22 protein-coding genes and 2 pseudogenes are annotated in these 25,146 nt (G+C 64.4%); 6 read left to right on the forward strand and 18 right to left on the reverse strand.

What is annotated here, in order from left to right:
- Nucleotides 1-26 precede the first annotated feature (26 nt).
- The 3 genes from E3T46_RS02910 to E3T46_RS02920 are packed head-to-tail and all read right to left on the reverse strand — an operon-like array spanning nucleotide 27 to nucleotide 3,326.
- Nucleotides 27-1,031, reverse strand: a complete 1,005-nt coding sequence (locus E3T46_RS02910; RefSeq protein ID WP_134443432.1) for an alpha-ketoacid dehydrogenase subunit beta — start codon at nucleotides 1,029-1,031, stop codon at nucleotides 27-29.
- A complete protein-coding gene (locus E3T46_RS02915; RefSeq protein ID WP_134577387.1) occupies nucleotides 1,031-2,182 on the reverse strand; it encodes a thiamine pyrophosphate-dependent dehydrogenase E1 component subunit alpha in 1,152 nt (383 codons plus the stop codon). The genes E3T46_RS02910 and E3T46_RS02915 overlap by 1 nt, the downstream gene beginning before the upstream one ends.
- Before the next feature lie 37 nt (nucleotides 2,183-2,219).
- Nucleotides 2,220-3,326, reverse strand: a complete 1,107-nt coding sequence (locus E3T46_RS02920) for a histidinol-phosphate transaminase (protein ID WP_134577388.1) — start codon at nucleotides 3,324-3,326, stop codon at nucleotides 2,220-2,222.
- 114 nt (nucleotides 3,327-3,440) lie between these two features.
- Between E3T46_RS02920 and E3T46_RS02925 the strand changes: the two genes are divergently transcribed.
- Nucleotides 3,441-3,833: a phage holin family protein gene (locus E3T46_RS02925; RefSeq protein ID WP_134471830.1), complete on the forward strand. Its 393-nt coding sequence runs from the start codon at nucleotides 3,441-3,443 to the stop codon at nucleotides 3,831-3,833.
- Between the two features lie 9 nt (nucleotides 3,834-3,842).
- On the opposite strand, the gene E3T46_RS02930 is transcribed toward E3T46_RS02925, so the two are convergent.
- Complete coding sequence (locus tag E3T46_RS02930; RefSeq protein WP_134577389.1) at nucleotides 3,843-5,303, reverse strand: alpha/beta hydrolase; 1,461 nt, start codon at nucleotides 5,301-5,303, stop codon at nucleotides 3,843-3,845.
- Nucleotides 5,300-5,581 (reverse strand): hypothetical protein, encoded by a 282-nt coding sequence (locus E3T46_RS02935; protein ID WP_134577390.1) that lies wholly within the window; start codon nucleotides 5,579-5,581, stop codon nucleotides 5,300-5,302. The genes E3T46_RS02930 and E3T46_RS02935 overlap by 4 nt, the downstream gene beginning before the upstream one ends.
- A 126-nt stretch (nucleotides 5,582-5,707) precedes the next feature.
- On the opposite strand from E3T46_RS02935, the gene E3T46_RS02940 reads away from it, so the two are divergent.
- Nucleotides 5,708-6,235, forward strand: a complete 528-nt coding sequence (locus E3T46_RS02940; RefSeq protein WP_092448187.1) for a low molecular weight protein-tyrosine-phosphatase — start codon at nucleotides 5,708-5,710, stop codon at nucleotides 6,233-6,235.
- The gene (gene purB, locus E3T46_RS02945; RefSeq protein WP_134577391.1) at nucleotides 6,232-7,614 is read left to right on the forward strand and encodes an adenylosuccinate lyase; all 1,383 of its coding nucleotides are present in this window, start codon (nucleotides 6,232-6,234) and stop codon (nucleotides 7,612-7,614) included. Before E3T46_RS02940 ends, purB begins: the two co-directional genes overlap by 4 nt.
- Nucleotides 7,615-7,673: 59 nt before the next feature.
- On the opposite strand, the gene E3T46_RS02950 is transcribed toward purB, so the two are convergent.
- The 5 genes from E3T46_RS02950 to E3T46_RS02970 form a co-directional block, all read right to left on the reverse strand.
- Entirely contained in the window at nucleotides 7,674-8,681 is a 1,008-nt protein-coding gene (locus E3T46_RS02950; protein ID WP_241980428.1) for an NAD(P)-dependent alcohol dehydrogenase, read from the reverse strand.
- Nucleotides 8,682-8,728: 47 nt separating this feature from the next.
- Entirely contained in the window at nucleotides 8,729-10,222 is a 1,494-nt protein-coding gene (locus E3T46_RS02955; RefSeq protein WP_134471824.1) for a mannitol dehydrogenase family protein, read from the reverse strand.
- Nucleotides 10,223-11,035: a carbohydrate ABC transporter permease gene (locus E3T46_RS02960; RefSeq protein WP_134443440.1), complete on the reverse strand. Its 813-nt coding sequence runs from the start codon at nucleotides 11,033-11,035 to the stop codon at nucleotides 10,223-10,225.
- Nucleotides 11,035-11,985 (reverse strand): sugar ABC transporter permease, encoded by a 951-nt coding sequence (locus tag E3T46_RS02965; RefSeq protein ID WP_134477789.1) that lies wholly within the window; start codon nucleotides 11,983-11,985, stop codon nucleotides 11,035-11,037. The genes E3T46_RS02960 and E3T46_RS02965 overlap by 1 nt, the downstream gene beginning before the upstream one ends.
- Before the next feature lie 74 nt (nucleotides 11,986-12,059).
- Nucleotides 12,060-13,406: a sugar ABC transporter substrate-binding protein gene (locus E3T46_RS02970; RefSeq protein ID WP_134443442.1), complete on the reverse strand. Its 1,347-nt coding sequence runs from the start codon at nucleotides 13,404-13,406 to the stop codon at nucleotides 12,060-12,062.
- Nucleotides 13,407-13,632: 226 nt separating this feature from the next.
- Between E3T46_RS02970 and E3T46_RS02975 the strand changes: the two genes are divergently transcribed.
- Nucleotides 13,633-14,643, forward strand: a complete 1,011-nt coding sequence (locus E3T46_RS02975) for an AraC family transcriptional regulator (RefSeq protein ID WP_241980419.1) — start codon at nucleotides 13,633-13,635, stop codon at nucleotides 14,641-14,643.
- A gap of 42 nt (nucleotides 14,644-14,685) precedes the next feature.
- Here E3T46_RS02975 and E3T46_RS02980 read toward each other — a convergent pair whose 3' ends face one another.
- The 8 genes and pseudogenes from E3T46_RS02980 to E3T46_RS03015 form a co-directional block, all read right to left on the reverse strand.
- On the reverse strand, nucleotides 14,686-14,934 hold the full coding sequence (locus E3T46_RS02980) for a hypothetical protein (protein WP_134577393.1): 249 nt from the start codon (nucleotides 14,932-14,934) through the stop codon (nucleotides 14,686-14,688).
- A gap of 47 nt (nucleotides 14,935-14,981) precedes the next feature.
- A complete protein-coding gene (locus E3T46_RS02985) occupies nucleotides 14,982-15,578 on the reverse strand; it encodes a hypothetical protein (RefSeq protein WP_134577394.1) in 597 nt (198 codons plus the stop codon).
- A gap of 100 nt (nucleotides 15,579-15,678) precedes the next feature.
- Nucleotides 15,679-16,983 (reverse strand): annotated as a pseudogene (gene dnaB, locus E3T46_RS02990) (replicative DNA helicase); the annotation flags it as partial.
- Between the two features lie 597 nt (nucleotides 16,984-17,580).
- Nucleotides 17,581-18,030 (reverse strand): 50S ribosomal protein L9, encoded by a 450-nt coding sequence (gene rplI / locus E3T46_RS02995; RefSeq protein WP_134577395.1) that lies wholly within the window; start codon nucleotides 18,028-18,030, stop codon nucleotides 17,581-17,583.
- A gap of 9 nt (nucleotides 18,031-18,039) precedes the next feature.
- The gene (gene rpsR, locus E3T46_RS03000) at nucleotides 18,040-18,303 is read right to left on the reverse strand and encodes a 30S ribosomal protein S18 (RefSeq protein ID WP_035835236.1); all 264 of its coding nucleotides are present in this window, start codon (nucleotides 18,301-18,303) and stop codon (nucleotides 18,040-18,042) included.
- A 49-nt stretch (nucleotides 18,304-18,352) separates the two neighbouring features.
- The gene (locus tag E3T46_RS03005; RefSeq protein ID WP_092448003.1) at nucleotides 18,353-18,871 is read right to left on the reverse strand and encodes a single-stranded DNA-binding protein; all 519 of its coding nucleotides are present in this window, start codon (nucleotides 18,869-18,871) and stop codon (nucleotides 18,353-18,355) included.
- A 264-nt stretch (nucleotides 18,872-19,135) separates the two neighbouring features.
- Nucleotides 19,136-19,483 (reverse strand): annotated as a pseudogene (gene rpsF / locus E3T46_RS18330) (30S ribosomal protein S6); the annotation flags it as partial.
- A 148-nt stretch (nucleotides 19,484-19,631) separates the two neighbouring features.
- Nucleotides 19,632-21,062 (reverse strand): CCA tRNA nucleotidyltransferase, encoded by a 1,431-nt coding sequence (locus E3T46_RS03015; protein ID WP_134577396.1) that lies wholly within the window; start codon nucleotides 21,060-21,062, stop codon nucleotides 19,632-19,634.
- A gap of 79 nt (nucleotides 21,063-21,141) precedes the next feature.
- Between E3T46_RS03015 and E3T46_RS03020 the strand changes: the two genes are divergently transcribed.
- Both E3T46_RS03020 and E3T46_RS03025 read left to right on the forward strand, forming a co-directional pair.
- Entirely contained in the window at nucleotides 21,142-23,451 is a 2,310-nt protein-coding gene (locus E3T46_RS03020; protein ID WP_134577397.1) for a DUF6049 family protein, read from the forward strand.
- Nucleotides 23,444-25,072, forward strand: a complete 1,629-nt coding sequence (locus tag E3T46_RS03025) for a lipid II flippase MurJ (RefSeq protein WP_134577398.1) — start codon at nucleotides 23,444-23,446, stop codon at nucleotides 25,070-25,072. The genes E3T46_RS03020 and E3T46_RS03025 overlap by 8 nt, the downstream gene beginning before the upstream one ends.
- Nucleotides 25,073-25,146: the final 74 nt, after the last annotated feature.

A 25,146-nucleotide genomic window follows, 5' to 3' on the forward strand; every position in this document is an offset into this window, starting at 1 on the left:
CCTTTCTTGAAGTTCATCAGTGCTAATTAGTAAGCGAGAGCGCGGTCCACGGCTTCGAGCACCCGGTCGGGACTCGGCAGAAAGTGCGTCTCGACCGCCGCCGGCGGGAAGGGGGTGTCGAAGCCGGAGACGCGCAGCACGGGCGCTTCGAGCGTATAGAACGCCCGCTCGGCGACCGTGGCGGCGATCTCGCTGCCGACACTGACAAAGCCGGGGGCTTCCTGGGTGACCACGAGGTGACCGGTCTTCTGCACGGAGTTCAGAATCGGTCCGTAATCGATCGGGGAGATCGAGCGCAGGTCGATCACCTCCAGGCTGATGCCCTCGGCTGCGGCCAATTCGGCGGCCTGCAGCAGCACGCTCACCATGGCGCCGTGGCCGACGACGGTCACGTCGGTCCCGGCCCGCACCACGCGGCTGGCGTGCAGCGGCGTTCCGCTCTGCTCGAACCGCACCTCGCCCTTGGGCCAGTAGCGGCTCTTCGGCTCGAAGAAAATGACCGGATCGTCACTCGCGATAGCTTCCTGCATCATCCAGTAGGCATCGTGCGGGTTCGACGGGCTCACCACGCGCAGGCCGGGGGTGTGCGCGAAGTACGCCTCCGGGCTTTCCTGGTGGTGCTCGATCGAGCCGATGTGTCCACCGTAGGGAATGCGAATCACGACGGGCATGATCAGGCCGCCCTCGTGGCGGTTGCGCATACGCGCCAGCTGGCTGGTGATCTGGTCGAACCCGGGAAAGACGAATCCGTCGAACTGGATCTCACAGACCGGACGAAACCCGCGCATGGCCAGGCCGATGGCCGTGCCGATGATTCCGGACTCGGCGAGCGGGGTATCGAGCACGCGCTTGTCGCCGAATTCAGCGATCAGCCCCTCGGTGACCCGAAAGACGCCGCCGAGCGGGCCGATGTCCTCGCCCATCAGCAGCACCTTGGGATCGTCCAGCATCGCCCGGCGCAGCCCGGCGTTCAGGGCCTTCGTCATCGGCAGTGAAGCGGATGCCACACTCGTGTCAATTACAGCGGTCATCAGTTCTTACCCTCGTCGAAAGACGCTTCGTAGCGTTCCAGCCAGGCCTTCTGCTCGGCCACGAGCGGATGCGGTTCGGCATACACGTTGTCAAAGATCACCGATTGCTCCGGGCCGGTGATCTCCAGCGCCCGCTTGCGGGTGTCGGCAGCGAAGTCGGCCGCTTCTTCATCGACGGCGTCGAGGAACTCCTGCTCGATCCCCCGGCCCTGCAGATAGCTGCGAAAGCGCACGATCGGGTCGCGGGCCACCCAGTAGGCAAGTTCGTCCGGATCGCGGTACTTGGTGGGGTCGTCGGCGGTGGTGTGCGCGCCGACCCGGTAGGTGAGTGCCTCGATCAGTGACGGGCCGTGGCCGGCGCGGGCGTCATCCATCGACTTCGCGGTGACGGCGAAGCTCGCGAGCACATCGTTGCCGTCGATCTGGGTGCCGGGCATGCCGAAGCCACCGGCGCGCAGGTAGAGCGGAGTGCGCGACTGCCGGGCGACGGGTACCGAGATGGCCCAGTGGTTGTTCTGCAGAAAAAACACCTGCGGGGTCTGGTAGCTGGCCGCGAAGACCAGCGCCTCGTTGGCGTCGCCCTGCGAGGAGGCACCGTCGCCGTAGTAGACGATGACAGCCTGGTCGGTCTCCGGGTTGCCGGTCGCGGTCGACCCATCCAGTTGCATGCCCATGGCATAGCCGGTGGAATGCAGCGTCTGCGAGGCCAGCACGAGGGTATAGAGGTGAAAGTTTCCGTGTTCTTCCGGCACCCAGCCGCCGAGGGTCACGCCGCGCAGCATCCGCAGAATATCAACGACGTCGAGGCCGCGGATCATGCCGACGACGTGCTCGCGGTAGGAGGGAAAGACGTGGTCCTGGGGCCTTGTGGCGTAGGCCGACCCGACCTGGGCGGCCTCCTGGCCGTGGCTCGGAACCCAGAGGGCAAGCTGGCCCTGGCGCTGTAGGTTGGCCGCTTCGGTATCGAACTTTCGCACCACGACCATGTCACGGTAGAAGCGGCGGTGGTCCGCCTCACTGAGGCGATCGAGGTAGGGCAGAAATTCCTCGGCGGCGGCATTGGGTTCGAACGTGCCGTTCGGGGAGATCATGCGTACGCAGGTCTCGGCCCCATCGAGGCCGAAGGCTGCTGACGTGGGCGCTGCTGTCATGGGCACAGTCGCATCGTTTCGGGTGGCTGACACCGTACTAACCTATCTTTCGTGCCGGGTGACCGGCGGGAAGGGCGTCGACAAGATCCGCGCTCATTAATAGGAGTGTCGCCACAGCCTGCTCCTCACCGATCGACACCCGAATGCCCTCCGGCACGAAGGGGCGCACGATAAGGCCGGCCTCACCGAGAGCCTCGGCCACGCTCGCGGTTTCGGCACCCGTGGGCAGCCAAAGAAAGTTGCCCTGCGGCTGGGGAATGTTCCAGCCCTGCTGGGTGAGTGCCGTCCAGGTTGCATCGCGACGCGCAGCAATGGTTCGAACCCGGTCAAGCAGTTCCTTTTCGGCGTCGAGCGAGGCGATCGCTGCCGCGGCTGCTGGCGCGGTGACCGAGAGCGGGATGGCGGTCGCGCGGGCGGCGTTCAGAATATCCACCGGCCCGAGGGCATAGCCGATGCGCAGTCCGGCCAGGCCGTAAGCCTTGGAGAAGGTGCGCAGCACGACCAGATTCGGGTAGCGGGCCAGGAGCGGCGGGCCGGTCACGGCATCCGCTTCGGTGACGAACTCGATATATGCCTCATCGAGAATGACCAGCAGATCGGTCGGGACAACGGCCATGAAGGCCTCGAATTCGTCCTTGGTGACGATGGTGCCGGTGGGGTTGTTGGGCGAGCAGACGATGACGACCCGGGTCGCCTCGCCGATCGCGGCGGCCATTTCGGGTAGATCATGACCGTGATCGGCGCGGTTGGGCACGCGCACGCTGGTCGCACCCGCGACGGTGACGAGCGAGGGGTAGGCCTCGAACGACCGCCAGGAGTAGAGCACTTCATCGCCAGGGCCGGCGGCAGCGAGAATCAGCTGGGCCAGCAGGGCCACCGAACCCGAACCGACGTGCACCTGATCGACATCGATGCTGTACTTGGCAGCGAGGCGTTCGCACAGGGCCAGCGCCGAGGCATCCGGGTAGCGATTGAACGCCGTTTCGGCGGCGACCGCCGCCACGACCCCCGGTAGCGGGTCAAAGGGGTTCTCGTTGCTGGAGAGCTTGAAGTCACTGGCGTCAGCCGGTTTGCCCTGCTTATAGGCCGGGAGTGCGATGATCTCCGGGCGCAGGCGGACGGAGGGTCGGTCGGAGAGGCTCACTCGTGGAGTCTACGCCCGCATATATTCGCAATGGCGAATGAATGATTGCCCGCCTTTCGACCGCGCGGCCCGGGCGCCGCACCCGACGGCGCTTCCCGGTGAGATAGTAGGGACATGGCCAGATTCTTGATCAAGTTGATCGTCAACGCGGTGGCCCTGTGGCTCACCGCCCTGCTCGTCACCGGTGTGCACGTCATTCCGTACGCACCCGACTCGGGTGCGAGCGTAATCACCTACCTGCTCATCGCGCTCATCTTCGGGTTCGTGAACACCGTCGTCGGCGGCGTCGTGCGGGTCGTCGCATTTCCGCTGTACATTCTCACGCTCGGACTGTTCGCGCTCATCGTCAACGGCCTGCTGCTGCTACTCGTCGCCTGGTTCTCCGGTTTTCTGGGTTTTGGCCTCGTTGTCGATGGCTTCTGGTGGGGCGTGGTCGGTGCCCTGGTACTCGGAATCATCTCCTGGCTGCTCGGTCTGATCGTGCGCCCGGTCACCGACCGCAACTGAGCCGCGCCGTCACTTCGGCGCTGGCCCGGCCGGCAAGCGGATGCCGCGCCACAAGACGGCCTCGCCCTCCGCGCTCCCGACAATGCCGGTCACCGTGTCCTGAAAATTTTGCAGGTTCTCTTCTGGGGAGGCGTCGATGAGTTGCGCCGTCTCGCGGTAGCGATCAAGGTGGTGGGCCGGCACGTTCTCCCCAACCGGAGGTTCGGTCGTCGCGAAGACCTCGCGACGCACGGTGAGGCGATCCTCCGAGTCGATCAGGCATGACCCACCAAGAGCCGTCACCACGTCATCGCTGTGCTCAACGGTGAGCGTCGCGACACCGGACGGCACCGGAACACACGTTTCCGGCGCCCCAAAAGTGGCCACCGCCTGCACGTTGAACGCCTCAGAGGCAGCTACCTGCGTGGCGACGATGCCACCCTGCGAATGACCGGCCACGACTACTGGATCACCGGGTTCAATGCCGGCGGCCTGCATCGCCTCCATCACCGCCCGAAAGGACCCCGCGTTTTCCTCGGCAATCGCAGACACGTTCGAGGCGAGGTCGAAGGGCTCGTTCGTGGCGACCGGATCCCAGTCGACCGTCCCACCGATGTACACGGCCCAGGACGTTTGCTCGCCGTCACCATATTTCTCGATGCGAATCTGCGCCCCGCCCTTGGCGGCTTTGGGAATTCGCGCGGCCACGTCACTCACCCCGGTGGGTGGCTTCAATTTTGCCAAAACACGGACCCGCCGCACCCTCACCGCACCTTCCCGCAACAGCCCGCCACTTCGCGCTACGGCGAGCACGGCGACAGCGGTGCTCGAGATGCCCGTCACACCCAGGCCGGTGTCTCCGAGAATCAGGTCAACTCCAAGAGGCACTCCCAGCGCGCCCAGAGCGACGTCATCGAGCGAAGAGACGAGCAGCTTGGCCATCAGGACCGTTTGCGGGTCCGTGATAACCCGTTGGTCGAGAACAAACCCGTATCCCGTCTCGCGCTTCACGAGCCCCGCCATCGCCCAGACGACCAATCCCAGAGCAGGCAGAGAGGTTGCCATTACTCCCAGGACCAGTGGAGTGGCTCCGAGCAGGAGCATCAGCCTGATAATCGTCCCGACATCATGCCCCACTTTCGCGCTCCCCAGTACGGCCAGTTGCAGGGCGCTGCGCTCAGCCCAGCCGTACCGTTCCGCGGCAGCCACCAGGGACTCGGCCAGGTCGCCGCTGCGCTGCTCCAGTTCGCCGAGCGTCCCACTGGCCCAAAGCAGGGGTATCCCGGCGTCCCCCGGCGTCCATTTCATGGCCCCGCCGGCGGAGTCGAGTTGCCGGATACTGTCCACCCTGACGCGAAAGTCCTCGGCCTGGGCTTGGGCATACCGCAGCATCTCGGCCTCGGCCAGTACGACATCCGTTGACACGATTGTGGTTCCGCCCACGGACACTGTCAGTTCGCTTCCACCCACACCAACGTCGTACTCGCTCATTGCTCCGACTCCAGCTGCCAAATGTTCTGCCTTAACTGGTCCTGCGCTTCGTCCAGAAAGTTCACGACCAGGCCCAGGTCGTGAACAATCTCTGCGACCCGCTGGCGGTAGGCACGCTTCGCGGCCGACTGCCAGAATTCGCTCTCGTCCCCCCGGCGTAACCGTCCCTGTAAATCCACGACATCGGCGGTGAGGGCCTGCACCCGCAGCCGTTGAGCGCGAAACACGGAAAGCTGATCGGTGCTCCCCGATGCGATGAGTCCAGCCAGATCATCCATGGCACCTCCCCGACAGGACCGATCGTCGCAGAATCGCCGGCCACCGGGCCTCCCCGCGACGATTCTGTAAACAGACTCCGGATACTGGGCATGTGCAGGAGCCGAATCTGCTCCACAATGGGACACATGTCTTTCGCGTCACTCACCCCCGACGAGTCGACGCCATTCCGCATCATTTTCGTCTGCACCGGCAACATCTGCCGATCGCCCATGGCCGAGGTCGTGCTGCGTGATCTGATCACGAAGCTCGGCCTGGGGCGACTGATCGCGACCAGCTCGGCCGGCACCGGAGACTGGCATGTGGGTGAGCAGGCCGACGGTCGCACGATTACCGCGCTGGCCAAGCGGGGTTATGACGGCAGCCACCACCGGGCTCGCCAATTCGATCCGCTCTGGTTCGCCGACCACGACCTGGTCGTCGTACTCGACCGCGGCCAGGAGCGCATCCTGCGGAACTGGGCGCTGGCTGATCGCGATCGCGCCAAGGTGCGCCTGCTGCTGAGTTTTGACGCCGAGCAGGCCGCCCTGTGCGACGTGCCAGACCCCTACTATTCCGACGATGCGTTGTTTGACTCGGTATTGGGCATGATTGAGAGTGCCAACCACGCACTTTTGAAACAACTTGCACCCGCAATTCGACAGGGAGTCCAATGAGTCACCTACCCGTACAGGTTCTAAGCCCGCTTGACGGCCGCTACCGATCCGCCGTTTCCGATCTGGGCGAGTACCTGTCCGAGGCCGGCCTCAACCGCGCCCGGGTGCGCGTGGAGGTCGAGTGGCTGATCACCCTCACCGACCGCAGCCTGTTCGGCTCGGCCCCGCTGACCGCCGAGCAGAAGCTCGACCTGCGAGCCCTGGTGACGAATTTCGGGCAGGCCGAGATCGATGAGCTGGCCGAGCTCGAGGCAACCACCCGGCACGACGTGAAGGCTGTCGAATACCTCGTCCGTCGCCGCCTCGGCACGCTCGGCCTCGCCCACATCAGCGAGCTCACCCACTTCGCGGCGACCAGCGAGGACATTAACAACCTCTCCTACGCCCTCACCGTGCGTGATGCGGTGCAGACGGTCTGGCTGCCCAAGCTTCGCCTGGTCATCGACGCGCTGCGCAGCCGTGCTCTCGAATTTCGAGCGGATGCGATGCTGGCCCGCACCCACGGGCAGCCCGCGACGCCGACCACCATGGGCAAGGAACTCGCCGTGTTCGTCTATCGACTCGAGCGCATCGTGGCCCAGATCGACGCCGGCGACTACCTCGGCAAGTTCAGCGGCGCCACCGGCACCTTCGCCGCCCACGTCGCCGCCGAACCGTCGGTGGACTGGCCCGCCGTCTCCCGCGAGTTCGTCGAGGGCCTCGGCCTCGGCTGGAACCCGCTCACCACTCAGATCGAGTCGCACGACTGGCAGGCCGAGCTGTACTCCCGCGCCTCCCACGCCAATCGCATCCTGCACAACCTGGCCACGGATATCTGGACCTACATCTCGATCGGCTACTTCCGCCAGATTCCGCAGGCCGGAGCCACCGGATCCTCCACCATGCCGCACAAGATCAACCCGATCCGGTTCGAGAACGCAGAGGCCAACCTCGAATTGTCGTGCGCCATTCTCGACTCGCTCGCCGCGACGCTGGTGACCAGCCGGCTGCAGCGCGACCTCACCGATTCCACCACCCAGCGCAACATCGGCGTCGGTTTCGGGCACTCGCTGCTCGCCCTCGACAACATTCTGCGCGGACTCGGCGAGATCGACATCGACCGCGCCCTGCTCGAGCGCGACCTCGACTCCAACTGGGAGATTCTCGGTGAAGCGATCCAGACCGTGATTCGCGCCGAGGTCTCGGCCGGACGATCCTCGATCGAAGACCCCTACGCCCTGCTCAAGGAGCTGACCCGCGGCAAGCGCATCACCAGCATTGATCTGGCCGCCTTTGTCTCAGCCCTCGATATCGGCCCGGCCGCGAAGACTCGCCTGCTCCACCTCACCCCGGCCGGCTATGTCGGCCTCGCCGACTCCCTGATCGACTTTCTGCGCTAGGAAGTCCTGATCGGTCAAACGGCGCACGTTGCGGATTGCTCCGGACGTGCGCCGTTTCATCACCGACCGGGGTAGACGATGACCTTCATCTGGCCGGGCTGGCGACCGGCATTGAGGGCCTGCTCAGCGTCGGCAAGCGCAAAGGTGCTCGTGACCAGCACATCGAGGTCGACGGCGCCGCTCTCGACCAGCTGAATGCCGAGCGGCCAGGTGTTGGTGTAGCGAAAGACGCCGCTCAGCCAGATCTCCCGGTTCTGAATCCAGGAGACGGGCAATTCGACGGTGTCGTTGCCCATCCCGACGAGGATGGCCCGGCCACCCGGTCGCACCGCCAGAATTCCGGCCTGCACCGCCGCCGCAACTCCGGAGGCGTCGATGAACGCATCCACTTCCAGGCCTTCGACCGAGTCGACCCTGGGGTCGAGGGCGATGGTGGCCCCGTGCTCGAGGGCGAAGGCGCGACGGTCATCCGCGATATCCGTGATGTAAATTTTTGTGGCACCGAACGCGCGTGCAGTCTGCGCCAGGATGACGCCGATCGGGCCGGCGCCAGCTATGAGCACCGAGCTTCCCGGGAGAATGTCGGCGCGTTTGCAGGCCCAGATCCCGACCGAGAGTGGTTCGATCAGCGCGGCGGCCTCGTCGGAGATGCTGTCCGGAATTGCATAAGCAAAGTCCGTTTGAATCGCCACGTACTCGCAGAACGCCCCGTCGATCGGCGGCGTCGCAAAAAACTCGATGTCGGGACAGAGGTTGTAACGGCCGGCCTTGCATTGCTCGCAGCTGCGGCACGGCCGCTGCGGTTCGACGGCCACACGCTGCCCGATGCGAGCGGGGTCGACCCCCGAGCCGACCGCGGTGATGCGTCCGGACAACTCATGACCGAGAATAAGCGGATGCTCGACCACATACGGCCCAATTCGGCCGTGCTGGTAGTAATGCACATCGCTCCCGCAAACACCGACCGCGGCAACCTGCACAAGAACTTGGTCGTGTTCGAGGTCGGGAACGGGCACCGTGTCGACGGTGACCTCTCCGGCGGCGCGCAGCAAGGAGGCTTTCATCATGGTCACTGGGGGTTTTTTCGGTAAGAGTGTCGTGGCTGAGGCATCCGTCATGAGCGGTCCTCGATGGACAGGTACGACATGACGGTAGCGTGCGCGCCCTTCTCAAGGAGCGAATCCAACGCCGCCAGGTAGGCGGCGGCGAATCGCTCGTTGTCGGCGAGATTTCCGAACAGTTTCTCATTACGCACGAAGGCGAGCCGGTCGCTCCGCTGAGTCTGCGCGATGGCCACAAGCTCGGCACTCAGGGGGTCGACGACCGTGATCGGCTCGCCCTGTTCGTCGATGCCTTCGGCATACCGCGCCCAACTGGCGACGATAGCGGCCGAGCACTCGATCTCGCCACCGCTGGCGAGCTGATCGTGAATGACCGGCACGAGCCATTTGGGGATACGGTCGGATGACTCGGCGCAGAGCCGGGCGAGAGTGTCGCGCACCTCGGGGTTGGAGAACCGCGCGATCAGCGTGGCCTTGTAGTCGTCGAGGTCGATTCCGGGCACCGGTTTGAGCGTGGGTGTGCCCTCTCGGTCCATGTAGCGTTGGACGAATCTGCGGAGGGCGTCATCGGCCATGGCCTCGTGGGCATAGCGGTGGCCGCTGAGATAGCCGAAGTAGCACAGGGCCTGATGGCTGGCGTTGAGCAGCCGCAGCTTCATGTACTCGTAGGGCGTGACGTCCTCGACCAGCTGCACACCAGCCTGCTCGAGCGGCGGACGACCGAGACCGAAGTCGTCTTCTACGACCCACTGAAAGAACGGTTCGCAGACCACGGGCCAGCCGTCGTGCAGCCCGGTGAGGGCAGCAGCTTCGATGATGTCGTCGGCCGAGGTGACGGGGGTGATGCGGTCGACCATCGCGTTGGGAAAGTGCACGTTGTGCAACATCCACTCGCCGAACTCGGCGTCCTTCTGCACAGCGAAGGCCGAGAACATGCGTTTCGCCATGTCGCCATTGCCCTGAATATTGTCACAGGACTGCACCGTGAATGGCTCGAGCCCGCGTTCGCGTCGGCGACGGAGGGCCTCTGTGACATAGCCGAAGACGGTCATCGGCACGGCCCCGTCGACCAGGTCCGCGATGACTCCAGGGTGGGTCTGGTCGAATTCGCCGGTCACCCGGTCGAAGTTGTAGCCGCCCTCCGTGATCGTGAGCGACACGATACGGATAGCAGGGCTCGCCATTTTCTCGAGCACGGCCTCCGGATCGTCGGGCGCGAACAGGTACTCGACCATGCTGCCGATGATCGACGACTCGCGGTGGCCGTCCGGGTGTTTGAGGGTGACCGTGTAGAGGCAGTCCTGCTGGTCGAGCACTTCCTTCATTCTGCGGTCGCCCTCGAGCAGTCCGACCCCGCAAATCGCCCAGTCCTGGGCGAGGCCGGCGTTCATGAGCTCATCGAGGGCGACGGCCTGGTGGGCGCGGTGAAAGCCGCCGACACCGAAGTGCATGATTCCAGCAGTGAGGGTCGAGCGGTCGTAGCTGGGCCGGGCGACACCGGACTTGAGGTTGCCGAGTGTCGCCGTGCACAGTGTGGGCTGCGTCATCTACTTCACCGCTCCCATGGCGAGTCCGCGTACGAGCTGCTTTTGGGCAACCCAGCCGGCGATGATGACTGGAAGTACGGCGATGGTTGACGCGGCGGAGAGCACCGCAAGGAACTGGCCACGACCGTCGACAAAGCTCGCCAGAAACGGCGGCGTCGTGCGAGCGATCGAGGTCGTGAGCAGCGTGGCGAGAAAGTACTCATTCCAGGCGAAGATGAAGCAGATCAGCGCGACGGCCGCGATGCCGGGCAGCAGAATCGGCAACACCACCCGGATCAGTTCGGTGCGCAGGTTTGCCCCGTCGATCTGGGCGGCTTCGACGATCTCGCGCGGAACCTCGTTGAAGAACGACCGCATCATCCACACAGCGATCGGAAGGTTCATCGCCGCGTAGAGCAGGCCGATGGCGGTGATGTTGTCGAGGGCGCCGAGGGCCTTGAGAATGAAGAACACCGGCAGGATCGACGCCGCAGCCGGCAGGAAGCGCGTGGAGATGAAGAAGAACAACACGTCCTGCACGCGCTTGATCGGGCGGATGCTGAGCCCATAGGCCGCGGGGATGGCGAGGAGCAGCACGATCGCCGTCGACGAGATGCTCGCGGTGAGGGAGTTGAGCAGGTAGGTTCCCATGCCGCGGTCGAAGACGAGCTGGTACTGGTCGAAACTCAACGCGGTGAAGAGGGTCGGCGGGATAGAGGCCGCTGCGCCCTCGGTCTTGAAACTGGTGAAGACCATCCAGGCGATCGGAAAGAAGAACATCAGCACCAGAACCCACGTCATTGTCGTGATCAGGGTGCCCTTGAGTGTGCGCATCAGCGTTCACTTCCGTTCATGAATACTTTGAAAAGGGTGCGGAGAGCGATGGTGGCGACGGCGATCGTGACGATGACCGTGACGACCCCGAAGGCGGCGGCCTGCCCGACGTCGAGTCCGATAAACGCCCGCTCATAGAGCAGATAGGAGAGGGTCTTGGTGCCGCCCGTTCCTTTGGTCATGATCGCGATCGGGTCGAAGGCCTGCAGCAACATGATCGACCCGAGCAGGGTAGCGATTTCAATGTACTGGCGCAGGTGTGGCAGCGTCATCCACTGGAAGGTGCGGAACGGACCGGCACCGTCGACGGACGCGGCCTCGAGCACTTCCCGGCTCTGGCTCTGCAGCCCGGCGAGCAAGATGAGCATCATGAACGGCGTGTACTGCCAGGTCAGCATCATGATGATGGTGAGCGCCGGAAAGTCGGTGTTCCAGGCGATCGAGGGCAGACCGATGAAGTTGAGTCCAACGTTGACCATGCCGACGTTGACGTCGAGCATCGACCACTTCCAGATGAGCGCCGCGGCGGCCGGCATCACCAGGAACGGCGTGATCATGAGGGTGCGTGCGAGGCCCTGACCCATGAACTTGCGGTCGAGCAACACGGCAAAGAACAAACCGAAAACCAGCGACAGCACCACGGACGAGCCCGTAATGACGACGGTTGCCATCAGTGAAGGGAAGAAGTCGGGGCCGGTGAAGACGACCGCGTAGTTCTGAAAGCCGGCGAACGCGATCTCGGCCGGGCGAAGTTGATTCCAGTTCAGGAACGAGAAGTAGATCGTGACCAGAAACGGAATTTGGGTCAGTACGATCGAAAAGAAGAGTGCCGGCAACACGAGTGCCCGTGACGCGCGAGCCTTCTTGCGCAGGGAGAGTGCGGCGGCGTGCGATCTTTTTGCCGAGGGCTGTGCCGGCGCCGGAGGCGGGGCTGTCGTCAGGGTTGTCATTGCTTCTTCCTCATCGTTTCGGTGCCGTCGGGGGCCGTTCGACCGACCCCCGACAGCACGTACCTGGTGCCGTGCTACTTCTGCTTGTCGCCCGCGGTCTGGGCGATGACCTGGCCCTTATCCAGGGCCTCCTCCACGGTGGTCCGTCCGGCGATGGCATCAGCCACCAGCTGGGCGACCTGGTTTCCCACGTCCTGGAATTCTGGAATCGTCACGTACTGGATTCCGACCCACGGCTGCGGGTTGAGTCCTGGCTGCTCCGGATTGACCGCATTCATGACGTCGAGCGTGATCGGGGCGAAGGCGGCAGCGGCTTCCTTGTATTCGGGGATCGAGTAGGTCGACGTGCGCGCTCCCGGGGGAACCCGGGTCCAGCCGAGGGTCGTTCCGACCAGCTGCTGGTACTCCTTGCTCGTGGCCCACTTGACGAAGGTGGTCGCGGCTTCGGCGTTCTTCGTGGTCTTGGGAACAGCGAGGTTCCAGGACCAGAGCCAGCCCGATTCTTCTGTCTTGTAGACGGGAGCGTGGGTGTAGCCCATTTTGCCGGCAACGGCCGAAGTCTCGGGGTCCTCGAGGATCGACGCGGCTACCGATGCGTCGTACCACATGGCGACCTTGCCGGACTGGAGCTGGTTGAGGCACTCGGTGAAGCTGTTCGACACGGGGTCGGGCTCGCCAGCCGCCGCGAGCAGGTCGACGTAGAAGTTCACGCCCTCGACGAACTCGGGCGAGTTCACCTGCGCGTTCCAGTCTTCGTCGTACCACGCGCCACCGAAGGTCTGCACGACGGTGGTCAGCGGTGCGAACAGGTCGCCCCAACCGGGCTTGCCGCGCAGGCAGATGCCCGCAACGTCCGGTGTGTTGAGCGCTTTGGCTGCCGTCGCGACTTCCTGCCAGGTGGGGTGGTCGCTGATCGTGATTCCGGCCGCGTCGGTCATTTCCTTGTTGTACATCAGGATCGACGATTCACCGTAGAAGGGAACGGCATACTGCTTGCCGTCGACGGTGAGTGCGGTGCGTACCGCCGGCAGGGTGTCGTCGACGTCGTAGGTGGGATCGTCGGCGAGGGCCGAGGTGAGGTCGGTGAGCCAGCCCTGGGCGCCCCACTGCGGTACCTCGTAGGCCCCGACCGTGACGATGTCGTACTGGCCGGCCCCGGAGGCCACGTCGGCGGTGACGGCGGCCCGCAAGTCGCCCTCTTCCATCTGCACGAAGTTGATGTTGATGCCGGGGTTGTCCTCTTCGAACGTTCCCTTGAGCTGTTCCATGTCCTTCATCTGCGGGTTGTTCACCGTGGCGAGGGTGAGGGTGACGTCTCCCGACGCCGCTCCGCCCCCGCCGGCACCGGTACAGCCCGTGAGCGCGAAGGCGGTCACGATGAGCCCCGCCCCCAGCGTGATCGCACGTTTCTTTCCAAGCATTGGAACTCCTTTGTCGTCGTTGCTCTTGCTGTGTGCGGGGGCGGGTGGGTAGAAATCCACCGCTCCGTCCGGAGCGTTCCCGCCGTCATCCGATTCTTGAAGTTACCCGCATTCGCTCGCGCCCTCCTAGTCCGCGCAGAGTACGATTCTGATACTTTCTTTCCAACGGATGCTGCGGCTACCCTGTATGAAAGGCATCCGCTTGACTGGTCGGATCGGAGTTGTGATGAAAGCGTTACCCACGGACGAAACGCGACCCGTCGCCATGGCGGCCCGGTTCCTCGAACGACCCGCGACGCGCGAGGTGATCCGACACCTGCCGAGCGAATCTTTTCGCTGGCTGGAGCACGATTACCCGAGCGAAATCGCGCGCTGGAACTACCACCCCGAGTACGAACTACACCTGATTCGGCACGGCACGGGCAGCTACATCATTGGCGACCAGGTCGGCCCGTTTGGGCCCGGTCAGGTGGCGCTCATCGGGCCGGGGGTTCCGCACGATTGGATGAGCGACCTGCAGACCGACGAGGTGGTCTACAACCGCGACGTCGTGCTGCAGTTCACCGGCGAATGGTTCGAAAGGTGCGCGAGCACGTTGCCCGAACTCAATCCGGTGCGGGCGCTCCTGGAGTCCTCGGGCCGGGGCATTATCTTCACCGGGTCGACGGCAGCGCGTGCGGCCGCCGAGCTCGAACTCATTGGAACCGCGCAGGGCGCCCGCAAGGTCTCGCACGTGTTCGCCGTGCTGGCGACCCTCGCGGAAGCACCGGTCGACGAGAAGGCCTTTGTCGCCCGGGAGTGGTTCTCCACGGCCGGGCAGGGCGACGGCAGACTCGCCGTCGAAGCTGGGCTGGCCTACATCTTCGACAACCTGTCAACCCGCATTCGCATGTCCGACGCCGCCCGGCTGGCCCACATGTCGGAGCCGACGTTTTCAAAGTACTTCAAGACGTCGAGCGGGCTGACCTTCAGCGCCATGGTGAAGAAGTTGCGCATCGCGAATGCCTGCCGATTGCTGGCCCAGACCGACGACCCGATCGCCTCGGTGTCTCTCGGAGTTGGCTATTCCAACCTGGCCAACTTCAATCGACAGTTCCACACCGAGGTGGGAATGACTCCGAGCCGCTATCGGCGACTGGATGCCACTGAACGCCCGACAGGACAGACCCCCAGTCTCGACCTCAAGACCCGGCGACCACCGTCGGTGCTCGAGTCCGCGGCGGGCATCCCGGTCTAGGACTGTTTGGCTGGGCGTGCCTCGTTACGCGCCAGCGCGCGGTCAGTGGCCGTTCTGCTCATCAAGGTCGGTCTGCTCCGACGCGTTCGGCTTCATGCCGAGCACGAGCATCGCAATCACCACGAGAGCCACGATGAAGGTCACGCCGAAAGCGATCGCCGAAAGTATCAGGTCGCGGGTGGTCAATAGAATCGTGCCGGCGATGAACAGGCCCATCAGGCCGGAAATACCGAGCAGTTCGGCTGGTTTCAGCCGATCGGACCGGCTCGGCTGGTGCGCGGGATTGGGCATACCGGGAGTCTTCTTGGCCATTTTTTTTCTGGGGACGCGTTTTGATGTCACAGGGAATCCGAATCGTTGGGGACGGGAACGCCGCGGCGCTGCCGCGGGGAATCCCACTTGAGGGAGAGCCCGGCAATGGGCAGGAAAACTGCGAGAAAGACCAGGTAGGCCCCGAACAGCCCGACCGACACGACGGGGTTGGGCGGAAGCAGGAGGAACAGCAGCGCGAGGATGGCGGTACCGATGCCGGTGAACAGCCAGTCCTTCGCGGGTAGTGCTCGCTTGCGCACGCGAATACCTGCGTAGATCTCCAGGAACCCCGTGACGGCTCCCCAGACGCTCACCACGAACAGGAAAAACCCGTGCCCGCCGGCGTGAAAGGCGAGGGCCACTCCGCCGGCGACCATGCTCACGATGCCATTGATCAGGAACAGGCTGCGGTCGGTAGCGACGGTCAGGGTGCGGGGTCCCGACAGAATGAGCCAGAGTCCGCTCGCGAGGGCGAATACGCCGAACATGATCACACCGAACTCGGCGGAGTGATCGCCATTGAAGGTAATGATCGCGGCCGGAATCAACGCGATCAGGGCGCGCCCGAAGGGCACGCGCCAGTACCCGGGACCGACGTTTGATGGCGCCTGGACTTTCGCCACGCACGACCTCTTTCGTTGCACAATTTTGTCCCCCTCAGTCTACGCGGCGAGGTGGCCGCGGGGCTGCGAGCGTGCTGCGTGCGGGGGTGCGTGGGGGAGGCTACCCGCCGGCGACCATGTCGGCGAACCGGGAGTAGTGGCCGTGGAAGGCGACCGTGACGGTACGGGTGGGGCCGTTACGGTGTTTGGCCACGATGAGGTCGGCCTCGCCGGCTCGCGGGTTGTCTTTCTCGTACGCGCTCTCGCGGTGCAGCAGGATGACCATGTCGGCGTCCTGCTCGAGCGAACCCGATTCTCGAAGGTCGGAGATGGCCGGCATCTTGTCGGCGCGCTGCTCCGGACCACGGTTGAGCTGGGACAGCGCGATCACGGGAACCTGCAGTTCTTTGGCGAGCAGCTTGAGCGCGCGCGAGAATTCACTGACCTCCTGCTGACGTGATTCGACCTTCTTACCGCTCGTCATGAGCTGCAGGTAGTCAATGATGACCATCTTGAGCCCCACCCGTTGCTTGAGACGGCGACACTTGGCCCGAATCTCGACCAGGGTCATGTTCGGGCTGTCGTCAATGTACAGCGGCGCATCGTTGATGCGACCACGGGTGGACGCGATCGTGGTCCAGTCGCGGGCCTCGACAGTTCCCTTGCGCATGCTCTGCAGGGGAACGGATGCCTCGGCTGCGAGCAGACGCATTGCAATTTCACTGCGCCCCATTTCAAGGGAGAAGAAGATGCTGGGCATGTTGTTGTGGATCGAAGCCGAGCGCGCGAAGTCGAGCGCGAGGGTGGACTTTCCCAGTGCCGGACGGGCCGCGACGATGATGAGCTGGCCGCCGTGGAATCCATTGGTGAGTTCGTCGAGGTCAGCGAAGCCGGTTGGTACGCCGCTCATCTGGCCGTCTTTGAGCTTGGCCGCCTCGATTTCCTCGATGGCGGCGGTCACGGCATCCGTCAGTGGAACGTAGTCTTCGGTTTCGGTGCCGCCGGTGACCGAGTAGATTTCGGCCTGGGCGGTGTTGACGAGGTCGAGCACCTCGCCCTCGCCGGCGTAGCCCATTTGGGCAATGCGGGTACCAGCCTCGACCAGGCGGCGCAGCAGGGCACGCTCAGCCACGATCGTGGAGTAGAAGCCGGCATTGGCCGCCGTGGGCACGAGGCTTGTGAGGGTGTGCAGGTAGTCGGCACCACCGGCCCGCGACAGCTCTCCGAGTTTGGTGAGCTCGTCGGTGACCGTGATGACGTCGGTGGGCTCACCCTGCGCGTAGAGCGAGAGAATGGCATCGAAGATGATCTCGTGCTTGGGAATGTAGAAGTCCCCGCCGCGCACGGTCTCGACGACATCGGCAACGGCGTCTTTACTGAGCATCATGCCACCGAGGGCGCTCTGCTCGGCCAGCAGGTCGTGTGGCAGGGCACGCTCCGACTTCCAGGCTTCAGCGGGCCGCTCACCTCGATTTTGGTCGACTGCGCCGCCGCGGGCTGACGAAGCGTACTCGTTTGACGCTGGCTGGTTGGCCAGGCCCAGGTGAGCGATCGACACTCGGTACCTCTTTCTTCGTGCACTTCGGAGAATCCGTGTGCTTTCAGGTGTATCAGGACCCACCGACACGGACCACGATGCACCAGCTGGAGCTGGAAACCGGCACTGCATCACCCTAGGTAGGTAGCAGCGCCCCCACAAACCCCCTTGTGGATAACTCTGTGGATAATCTGCGCGAAACGCCGTACGGATTGTGCAGAACCTGTGCACTCAGTTGTGGATAAATAGTTGACCTGAGGCGCATAAATAGCTCTGATCAGGAACTTCGTTGATTATTAAGGCTGTGAATAAAGTAGCCTCAACCAACCGTTGAACCTTGACGAGACGAATGCTCACCTGTGCACAAAAGTGTTGCGTCTACCCCGACAAAATGGCTCTTAACGCCACATAGCGGAGGGTTCCTTTCGGAACCCTCCGCTATGGGAGAGGCAAACGTGCCGGTAACTCGCGGAACCGGCCGTGACCTTACTTGGCTGCGACGACCACCAGGGTGATCGTGGCGCTGAGCTCGTCGCGAAGACGAACCGTTGCCGTGTGCTCACCGGTCAGCTTGATCGCGGTGAGTTCAATCTTGCGCTTGTCGACCGCGCCGAGACCGGCGGCTGCAACGGCGTTAGCCACATCCGTGGTCTTGACCGAACCGAACAGACGTCCGCCGGCGCCGGCCTTGACGACCAGGGTGACCTTGGTGTTCTCAAGCTTGACCTTGAGCGCCTCGGCCTCTTCGAAGGTGGCGTGCTCGCGCGCTGCGCGGGCTGCCTTGATCTGCTCGATCTGCTTCTCGCCACCGCGGGTCCACGCCACAGCGAAGCCCTTGGGAACGAGGTAGTTACGAGCAAACCCGTTCTTGACGTCTACGACGTCGCCGGGTGCACCGAGGCCGGAGACCTCATGCGTCAGAATCAATTTCGACATTTGGTTTCCTTACCGGCCTGAGCCTGCGTAGGGCAGCAAAGCCATTTCGCGGGCGTTCTTGACGGCACGGGCGATGAGGCGCTGTTCCTGAACGGAAACGCCTGTAATGCGGCGGGCGCGGATCTTTCCGCGCTCGGAGATGAACTTGCGCAGGGTGGGGACATCTTTGTAATCAATGACACCAACCCGAATCGACTTCGCGGGAGCGGCGTTCTTGCCACCCTTTGCTCCGCGAAGGGGCTTGCGGCGGTCGCCGCTCGACTTTCCAGCCATGATTTCCTTACTTTCTAAAAAAAGACGTTAGCTCCGCGCGAGGCGAGGCTTAGAAGGGGGTCTCGTCGCTGAAGTTGCCTGGGCTGTTCCAAACGTCCCCACCGGAGGCTGCGGGCGACGCAGTCTTGGCGGGTGCGCTGGGAGCCCACGGCTCATCATTGCCCTGGCCACCGGCAGCGGGAGCGCTGCTACGGGGGCCGGACGACTGCGCGCGTGTGAGGGAAGCGGTGGCGTAGCGCAGCGAAGGACCAATTTCGTCGATCTCGAGCTCCATGCTCGTGCGCTTTTCACCTTCCTTCGTCTCATACGAACGCTGCTTGAGACGACCGGAAGCGATGACACGCGAACCCTTGGTCAGTGAACCTGCCACGTGCTCGGCGAATTCACGCCAAACGCTCGCACGCAGGAACAGCGCGTCGCCATCTTTCCACTCGTTGGCCGCACGATCGAACGTACGCGGAGTGGAAGCGATGGTGAAGTTGGCAACCGCCAGCCCGTTCTGCGTGTAACGCAGTTCCGGATCGCTGGTGAGGTTGCCCACCACGGTGATTACGGTCTCGCCAGCCATGGGCTACTTGTCGCTTGCCTTGTCGGCAGCAGCGGCCGGAGCCGGAGCGGCCTTGGCAGCAGCAGGCTTAGCGCCAGCAACCTTCGCGGCCGGAACCGCGGTGGAGGCGGCAGCAACTGGAGCAGCAGCGGCCGGAGCCTCTGCCACAACGGCCTCGGCAACGACCGGCGCGGTATCAACCTTCGGGGCAGCGGCAACCTTGGCGGCCGGTGCTGCGGCAGCTGCAGCAGCAGCGTCAGCCTTGGCAGCGATGACCTTCGGGTTGGCAGCCTTGCGGGCAGCCTTCTCGGCGGCCAGCTTGCTCGCGACGACGACCTGGGCGATGCCCTCTTCGGCGCGGAGCACCTTGGTGCGCATGACGGCCTCGGACAGCTTCAGCTGGCGGTCGAGCTCGACCGTGGCTGAGGCGTTCGCGGTGAAGTCGACAACGGCGTAAATGCCTTCGGTCTTCTTGTTGATCTCGTAAGCGAGACGACGACGACCCCAGACATCAACCTTGTCAATGGTTCCGCCATCGTTGCGAACAACGTTGAGGAACTTGTCAAGGCTGGGAGCTACGGTGCGCTCATCGATCTCGGGATCGAGGATAACCATAAGTTCGTACTGATGCATGACTAACCCACCTCCTTCGGACTAAAACGGCTGCAGACTTTCTGCAACAGGAGGGTTGTGCATGTGCTGCCGGCGCTGGTCCGGGGAATCCGGCACGCAGGCAACCTGCCCAGACTACCGGATGTGGGCAGCTTTTGCCACTGCGCTCCTACCGGTTCCGCCCTGCCCACCACTCCTGCAGCCGGCGGGTGGCTTCCGCGTCGCCCAGCGGACCGTCGTCGAGTCGCTGTTCGAGCAGATACCGGTAGGCCTCGCCGACCTCACGCCCCGGCTTCAGTCCGAGCACGGCCATGATCTGCTCGCCGTCGAGGTCGGGGCGCACGGCACCGAGCTCTTCCTTCTCGTTGAGCTCGGCAATGCGGTGTTCCAGGTCGTCGTACGCGAAGCCGAGCCGGTCGGCCTTGCGCCGATTGCGTGTCGTCACGTCGGCCCTGGTCAGAATATGCAACCGCTCCAGCTGGTCACCGGCATCGCGAACATAGCGGCGAACGGCGGAGTCGGTCCAGGCGCCCTCGGTATACCCGAAGAACCGGAGGTGCAGCTCGATTAGCCGGGACACCGCGTTGATCGTTTCATTGTCGAAGCGCAGGGCGCGCAGCCGCTTCTTGGCCAGCTTCGACCCGACCACGTCGTGGTGGTAGAAGCTGACGACCCCGCCCGGTTCAAGTTTGCGGGTGGCCGGCTTGCCAATGTCGTGCAGCAAAGCTGCGAGCCGCACGATCAGGTCGGGTGCCTCCAGGTTGCCGCGGGATTTCTCGTAACCCATCGCCTGCTCGAGTACCGTCAGCGTGTGCTGATAGACGTCTTTATGGTGGTGGTGTTCGTCGATCTCCAACTGCAGGCCGGGAATCTCCGGCAGCACGATCTCGGCCAGTCCCGATTCCATCAGCACCTCGATGCCGGCGCGCGGGTCCGCTGATACGAGCATCTTCGAGAGCTCGTCGCCGATGCGCTCGGCCGACACGATACGGATGCTGTCGCACATCTTTTCCATCGCGAGTGCCGTGTCCAGATCCAGCGTGAAACCCAGCTGGCCGGTGAATCGGGCCGCGCGCAGCATCCGTAATGGATCGTCTCCGAAGGAGACCTCCGGGGTGCTCGGGGTGCGCAGGCGCCCGGCCAGCAGGTCGTCGATGCCACCGGACGGGTCGACCAGGGTCAGCTGCGGCAGGCGCAGCGCCATGGCATTGACCGTGAAGTCCCGGCGGAGCAGGTCGGGTTCGAGGCTCGTACCGAAGACCACGTCGGGTTTGCGGGTGGTCCCGTCGTAGCTGTCGGCGCGATAGGTGGTGATTTCCACGGTTTCACCGGCCAAGCTCGCTCCGATCGTGCCGTAGGCCCGACCGATGTCCCACTGTGCCTCGGAGAGTGGTTTGACGAGCGCGAGAATCTGATCCGGCGTCGCATCCGTCGTGAAGTCCAAATCATGCACTGGCCGATCGAGGAACGCATCTCGCACCGGACCGCCGACCAGGGCCAGCTCATGGCCGGCCGCCGCAAATGCGTTCGCCAGACGGGAAACCGTGGGAGAGGCAGCCAGGTCGCCCAGTCGTGCGAGGGCTGCCGCGACGCTCTGCATATGCCCATATTAGTTGCCAGCGCGCGGCGCGAAGACGCGGTGCAGGTGGCTTCCGGCTGGCACGCCGTAGAATCCCCCTATGGTGGCCGAGTCAGATTCCGCGCATCGGCCCGCGCTCCCGGCTGCCGCACGCACTGCCGTGCGCCCGGCCCAGCGCACCCGCAGAGCAGGGCGCTTGCGGCCGACGGCGGGGTTACTGGTGGGCATCCTCACCCTGGCCGCGCTGATTCTGACGCCAGTCAATGGGCTCTCTGCAGCCCAGGCCCAGGCTCCACGGACGGCGGTCGAAACCGCCACGACCGCCGCCGATTCGGTCGGGATCACCATATCCGGCACGAATTCCTCCGAGCTGTCGCCCGGCCAGGATCTGCTCCTGACGGTTGCCGTGCAGAACAATACCGATGCGGCGATTCCGATCGGCCGGGTCGATGTGTACCTCGCCGACCTCGCCCTCACGACCCGAGCGGCCCTCGAGTCCTGGCTCCGCCCGGACGCTGACGCCAATTCGGGCGATCAAATGCTGAGCGTGCCGACTACGCAAGCTATTCCGGCCGGGGCGAACACGAATCTGTCGATCACCGTTCCCGCTGCCTCCCTCGGCTTGACCGACCAGAACGCCTGGGGGGCGCGCGGTGTCGCGGCCATTCTCACGGTCGATGATGTCGTTCGCTCCGAGGGCCGGGGAACTTTTGTCTGGTCACCGGGCAGCGCCACCACCCCGGTCAGGCTGGCGTCGATCATGCCGATCACGACCCCGGAGAGCGCGACCGGCCTGATTACCGCCAAGGCGCTCGAGTCCTATACGAGTTCGGTCGGCCTGCTCTCACGCCAGCTCGATTCCGTGATCGACCTGCCAACGATGGCTATCGCCATCGACCCGCAGATCATCGCGTCCATTCGAGTTCTGGGCAGCAAAGCTCCCGCGTCCGCGGTGGCCTGGCTCGATCGCCTTGCCACGGCCAGCAACGACATTTTCCCGCTGGGCTACGCCGACGCCGATATCTCCCTGCAGGCCCAGGCCGGTGCGTCCACCCTGCGCGCACCGACGTCCTTCGCGCAGGCCATCGATCCGAGTTTGTTCGTTGTCCCCTCGAACACTCCCGTTCCCGACACGACCAGCGACGTGCCGAGCGTCACCTCCCGCACATCCATTCAGACCACGCCGTCACCGACTCCGACGCCCGGCCCGACGGTGACGCCGGGCGAGACGGTCATTCCTACAACCAGTGACCTACTGGCCTGGAACTACACCAGCACGACGATCGGCTGGCCCAGCGCAGGCCAGGTCGCCAGCACCGACCTCGACGTGTTCGCCGCGAGTGGGCTGACCACCACCATCCTCTCCAGTGGAAATGTGGAGCAGTCCGACGTCTTCACCCCGAACACCGCGGTTACCCTCCCCACCGGGCTCGGCCTGGTCAGCGACAGCGCGCTGTCCTCGGCCATTCGTGCTGCCGCCGATGCCACGACCGACCATGACTGGCGGGTCAGCATGTCGGAAGCCGCCTCGCTGCTGGCAATCGTTTCGGCCGAGAACCCGAACTCGGCGCGCACGCTGCTGGCCACGTTTGATCGCAGCAGTCCGACCCCCGCCAACCGGGTCGGGCAAACCATGGCCGCCATGGCCGGTCTTTCCTGGGCGGATGCCGTCTCCCTTCAGGCGGCGCAGGAGTCCACTCCGGCCTCCACCGTGACGTTCCAGGACAAGGCAATCGACTCCGGCAGGGTCACGCTGGCCCGTTCCCTGCTCGACCGTGAGGGCGCGGTCGCTGACTTTGCCACGATCCTGGCCGATCCGATCGTGGTGACCGCCCCCCAGCGCCTCGACCTGCTGGCACTACTGGATACCTCGTGGAACGTGCAGTCCTCGGCCTGGGCTGACCATGTCGCGGCCAGTCTGGCGTCATCCTTCGACCTCATGCATGCCGTCACCGTGACCACGCGCGGGCCGATCATCGTCGTCGGTAGCCAGGTCGACCTCCGCATCACCCTCAACAACGCCCTGGAACAGGCCGTGACCGTGCGCACCGAGGTCGTACCGTCGAATGGGCGCCTCGTTGTGGGCGACACACTCGAGACGACTATCCAGCCCAACTCCGCGCAGGCGGTGTCCGTGCCGTTGAGTGCTGCGGTCGGAAACGGTGACGTCGTTCTTCGGGTCACCCTGTTCACCCTGAACGGCACCCCCCTCGGCCAGCCCGCTCCCATCGACGTCACCGTGCGCGCCGACTGGGAAGGCGTCGGCGCGAGCATTTTTGCGATCCTGGTCGTGGGTTTCTTCGGATTCGGTATTTGGCGCAATATCATCAGCCGTCGCCGGGAACACTCCGCCGAGGCATCCGCTGGTGAAAATGCGGCGGGGCAGCTGACGGTGACCCCCGATGTCTGACACCCCGACCAGCACGGGCGGCAGCATCGGCCGGGCCAGCGCCTTCCTGGCCTCCGGCACGATCGTGTCGCGCCTTCTCGGCTTCGTCAAGCTCATCGTGCTGGCCGGCATGATCGGCCAGCTCGGCGATAGCGCCGATGCGTTCGCGCTGGCCAATCAGCTGCCCAACACCGTCTACGTCATCGTCGCCGGCGGAATCCTCACGGCTGTTCTGGTGCCGCAGATCGTGCGTGCCAGCCAGCACCGCGACGGCGGTACGGCCTACATCAACAAGCTCCTCACCCTTGCCCTGTCGATTCTCGCGGTGACGACGATCCTCGGCACGCTGTTCGCGCCGGCCATCACCGGATTCATTGGCATTAACCTGCCGGCCGACCAAAAGAACCTCGCCATCGCCTTCGCCTACTGGTGCCTGCCGCAAATGTTTTTTTATGGCCTGTACACGTTGCTCGGCGAGGTGCTCAACGCGCGCAGAATGTTCGGACCGTTCACCTGGGTTCCGGTGCTCAACAACGTCGTGGCGATCGCGGGCCTGTTGGTGTTCGGCGCCATGTACGGTGCCGATGCCGCCGGCAACCGAGCGGCCGGTGAATTCACCCCGGCCATGATCGCGGTCCTGGCCGGCAGCGCCACCCTCGGCGTGATCGTGCAGGCCGTGGTGTTGTTCTACTTCTGGAAGCGCATCGGCCTTCGCTATCGCCCCGACTTTCACTTTCGCGGCGTCGGCCTCGGAGCCGCCGGCAAAATGGCCACCTGGACCTTCGGCATGCTGCTGCTGACCACCATCGCCGGGATCGTCGAGACGCAGGTCGTTTCGCTCGCCACCGGTGAGGCGTCCATTGCGGTGCTCGCCACCGCCTGGCTCATCTTCATGTTGCCGCACTCGGTGATCACCGTCTCCGTCGCCACCGCCTATTTCACCCGCATGAGCGAGCATGCTGCGCTGGAAAAGTTCGATCTGGTCAGAACGGATGCGTCCTCCGCGATCCGAGGCACCACCCTGATCATCGTGCTCGCGACGGCCGTGATCGCCGTGTGCGCGTATCCGTTCGCCGCGGTATTCGTGGCACCGTTCGAACAGGTCCAGGGCATCGGAAACGTCATCATCGCCTTCATTCTCGGACTGATCGCATTCTGCATCCTGTTTGTGCTGCAGCGCACCTTCTACGCCCTCGGGGACACCCGTACGCCGTTCTTCTTCACTCTGTTCCAGGTGGTGCTGATTGTGCTCGGGGTCGCGGGCTGCGCGGGGCTGCCGGTGGAGTGGATCGCGGTCGGGATCGCCCTGGTCATCACCGTGTCCGGCGTGCTCCAGTGCCTGCTGGCCGCCGTACTGCTGCGGCGCCGCCTGGGCGGCATCGACGGCCGACGCATCGTGCGCAGCCTGGTGAAGTACCTCGCCGCGGCGATCATTCCGGTCGGCCTGGGAATCACACTGTTGTTCATTCTCGGCGGAAACGTCGAGGACGGTTTTGCCGTCGCGTCCCGACTGACCGCCATCCTCTCCATGCTCCTCATCGGGCTCGTCATGGCCGCGGCGTACTTCGGCCTGCTCCTGGTCATGCGCAGCGCCGAGCTGACGGCCTTTCTCGCGCCCCTGCAGCGACGCCTGGGCCGGTAAGGCCTTCGGTCCGGACACACGGCTCAGCGCTCCCGTGAGCGCCTCAGGATAGTCTTCCGCCAGCTGAACACCGC

The sequence above is a fragment of the Cryobacterium sp. Hh11 genome (genome assembly GCF_004404045.1).
In the GTDB taxonomy this organism is placed as follows: domain Bacteria; phylum Actinomycetota; class Actinomycetes; order Actinomycetales; family Microbacteriaceae; genus Cryobacterium; species Cryobacterium levicorallinum.

Coding starts and splice junctions, on each gene's coding strand:
- E3T46_RS02910 (WP_134443432.1), bottom strand. CDS start 1,031: ATGACCGCTGTAATTGACACGAGTGTGGCATCCGCTTCACTGCCGATG.
- E3T46_RS02915 (WP_134577387.1), bottom strand. CDS start 2,182: ATGACAGCAGCGCCCACGTCAGCAGCCTTCGGCCTCGATGGGGCCGAG.
- E3T46_RS02925 (WP_134471830.1), top strand. CDS start 3,441: ATGGCCAGATTCTTGATCAAGTTGATCGTCAACGCGGTGGCCCTGTGG.
- E3T46_RS02930 (WP_134577389.1), bottom strand. CDS start 5,303: ATGAGCGAGTACGACGTTGGTGTGGGTGGAAGCGAACTGACAGTGTCC.
- E3T46_RS02935 (WP_134577390.1), bottom strand. CDS start 5,581: ATGGATGATCTGGCTGGACTCATCGCATCGGGGAGCACCGATCAGCTT.
- E3T46_RS02940 (WP_092448187.1), top strand. CDS start 5,708: ATGTCTTTCGCGTCACTCACCCCCGACGAGTCGACGCCATTCCGCATC.
- purB (WP_134577391.1), top strand. CDS start 6,232: ATGAGTCACCTACCCGTACAGGTTCTAAGCCCGCTTGACGGCCGCTAC.
- E3T46_RS02950 (WP_241980428.1), bottom strand. CDS start 8,681: ATGATGAAAGCCTCCTTGCTGCGCGCCGCCGGAGAGGTCACCGTCGAC.
- E3T46_RS02955 (WP_134471824.1), bottom strand. CDS start 10,222: ATGACGCAGCCCACACTGTGCACGGCGACACTCGGCAACCTCAAGTCC.
- E3T46_RS02960 (WP_134443440.1), bottom strand. CDS start 11,035: ATGCGCACACTCAAGGGCACCCTGATCACGACAATGACGTGGGTTCTG.
- E3T46_RS02965 (WP_134477789.1), bottom strand. CDS start 11,985: ATGACAACCCTGACGACAGCCCCGCCTCCGGCGCCGGCACAGCCCTCG.
- E3T46_RS02970 (WP_134443442.1), bottom strand. CDS start 13,406: ATGCTTGGAAAGAAACGTGCGATCACGCTGGGGGCGGGGCTCATCGTG.
- E3T46_RS02975 (WP_241980419.1), top strand. CDS start 13,633: ATGAAAGCGTTACCCACGGACGAAACGCGACCCGTCGCCATGGCGGCC.
- E3T46_RS02980 (WP_134577393.1), bottom strand. CDS start 14,934: ATGCCCAATCCCGCGCACCAGCCGAGCCGGTCCGATCGGCTGAAACCA.
- rplI (WP_134577395.1), bottom strand. CDS start 18,030: ATGTCGAAATTGATTCTGACGCATGAGGTCTCCGGCCTCGGTGCACCC.
- rpsR (WP_035835236.1), bottom strand. CDS start 18,303: ATGGCTGGAAAGTCGAGCGGCGACCGCCGCAAGCCCCTTCGCGGAGCA.
- E3T46_RS03005 (WP_092448003.1), bottom strand. CDS start 18,871: ATGGCTGGCGAGACCGTAATCACCGTGGTGGGCAACCTCACCAGCGAT.
- E3T46_RS03015 (WP_134577396.1), bottom strand. CDS start 21,062: ATGCAGAGCGTCGCGGCAGCCCTCGCACGACTGGGCGACCTGGCTGCC.
- E3T46_RS03020 (WP_134577397.1), top strand. CDS start 21,142: ATGGTGGCCGAGTCAGATTCCGCGCATCGGCCCGCGCTCCCGGCTGCC.
- E3T46_RS03025 (WP_134577398.1), top strand. CDS start 23,444: ATGTCTGACACCCCGACCAGCACGGGCGGCAGCATCGGCCGGGCCAGC.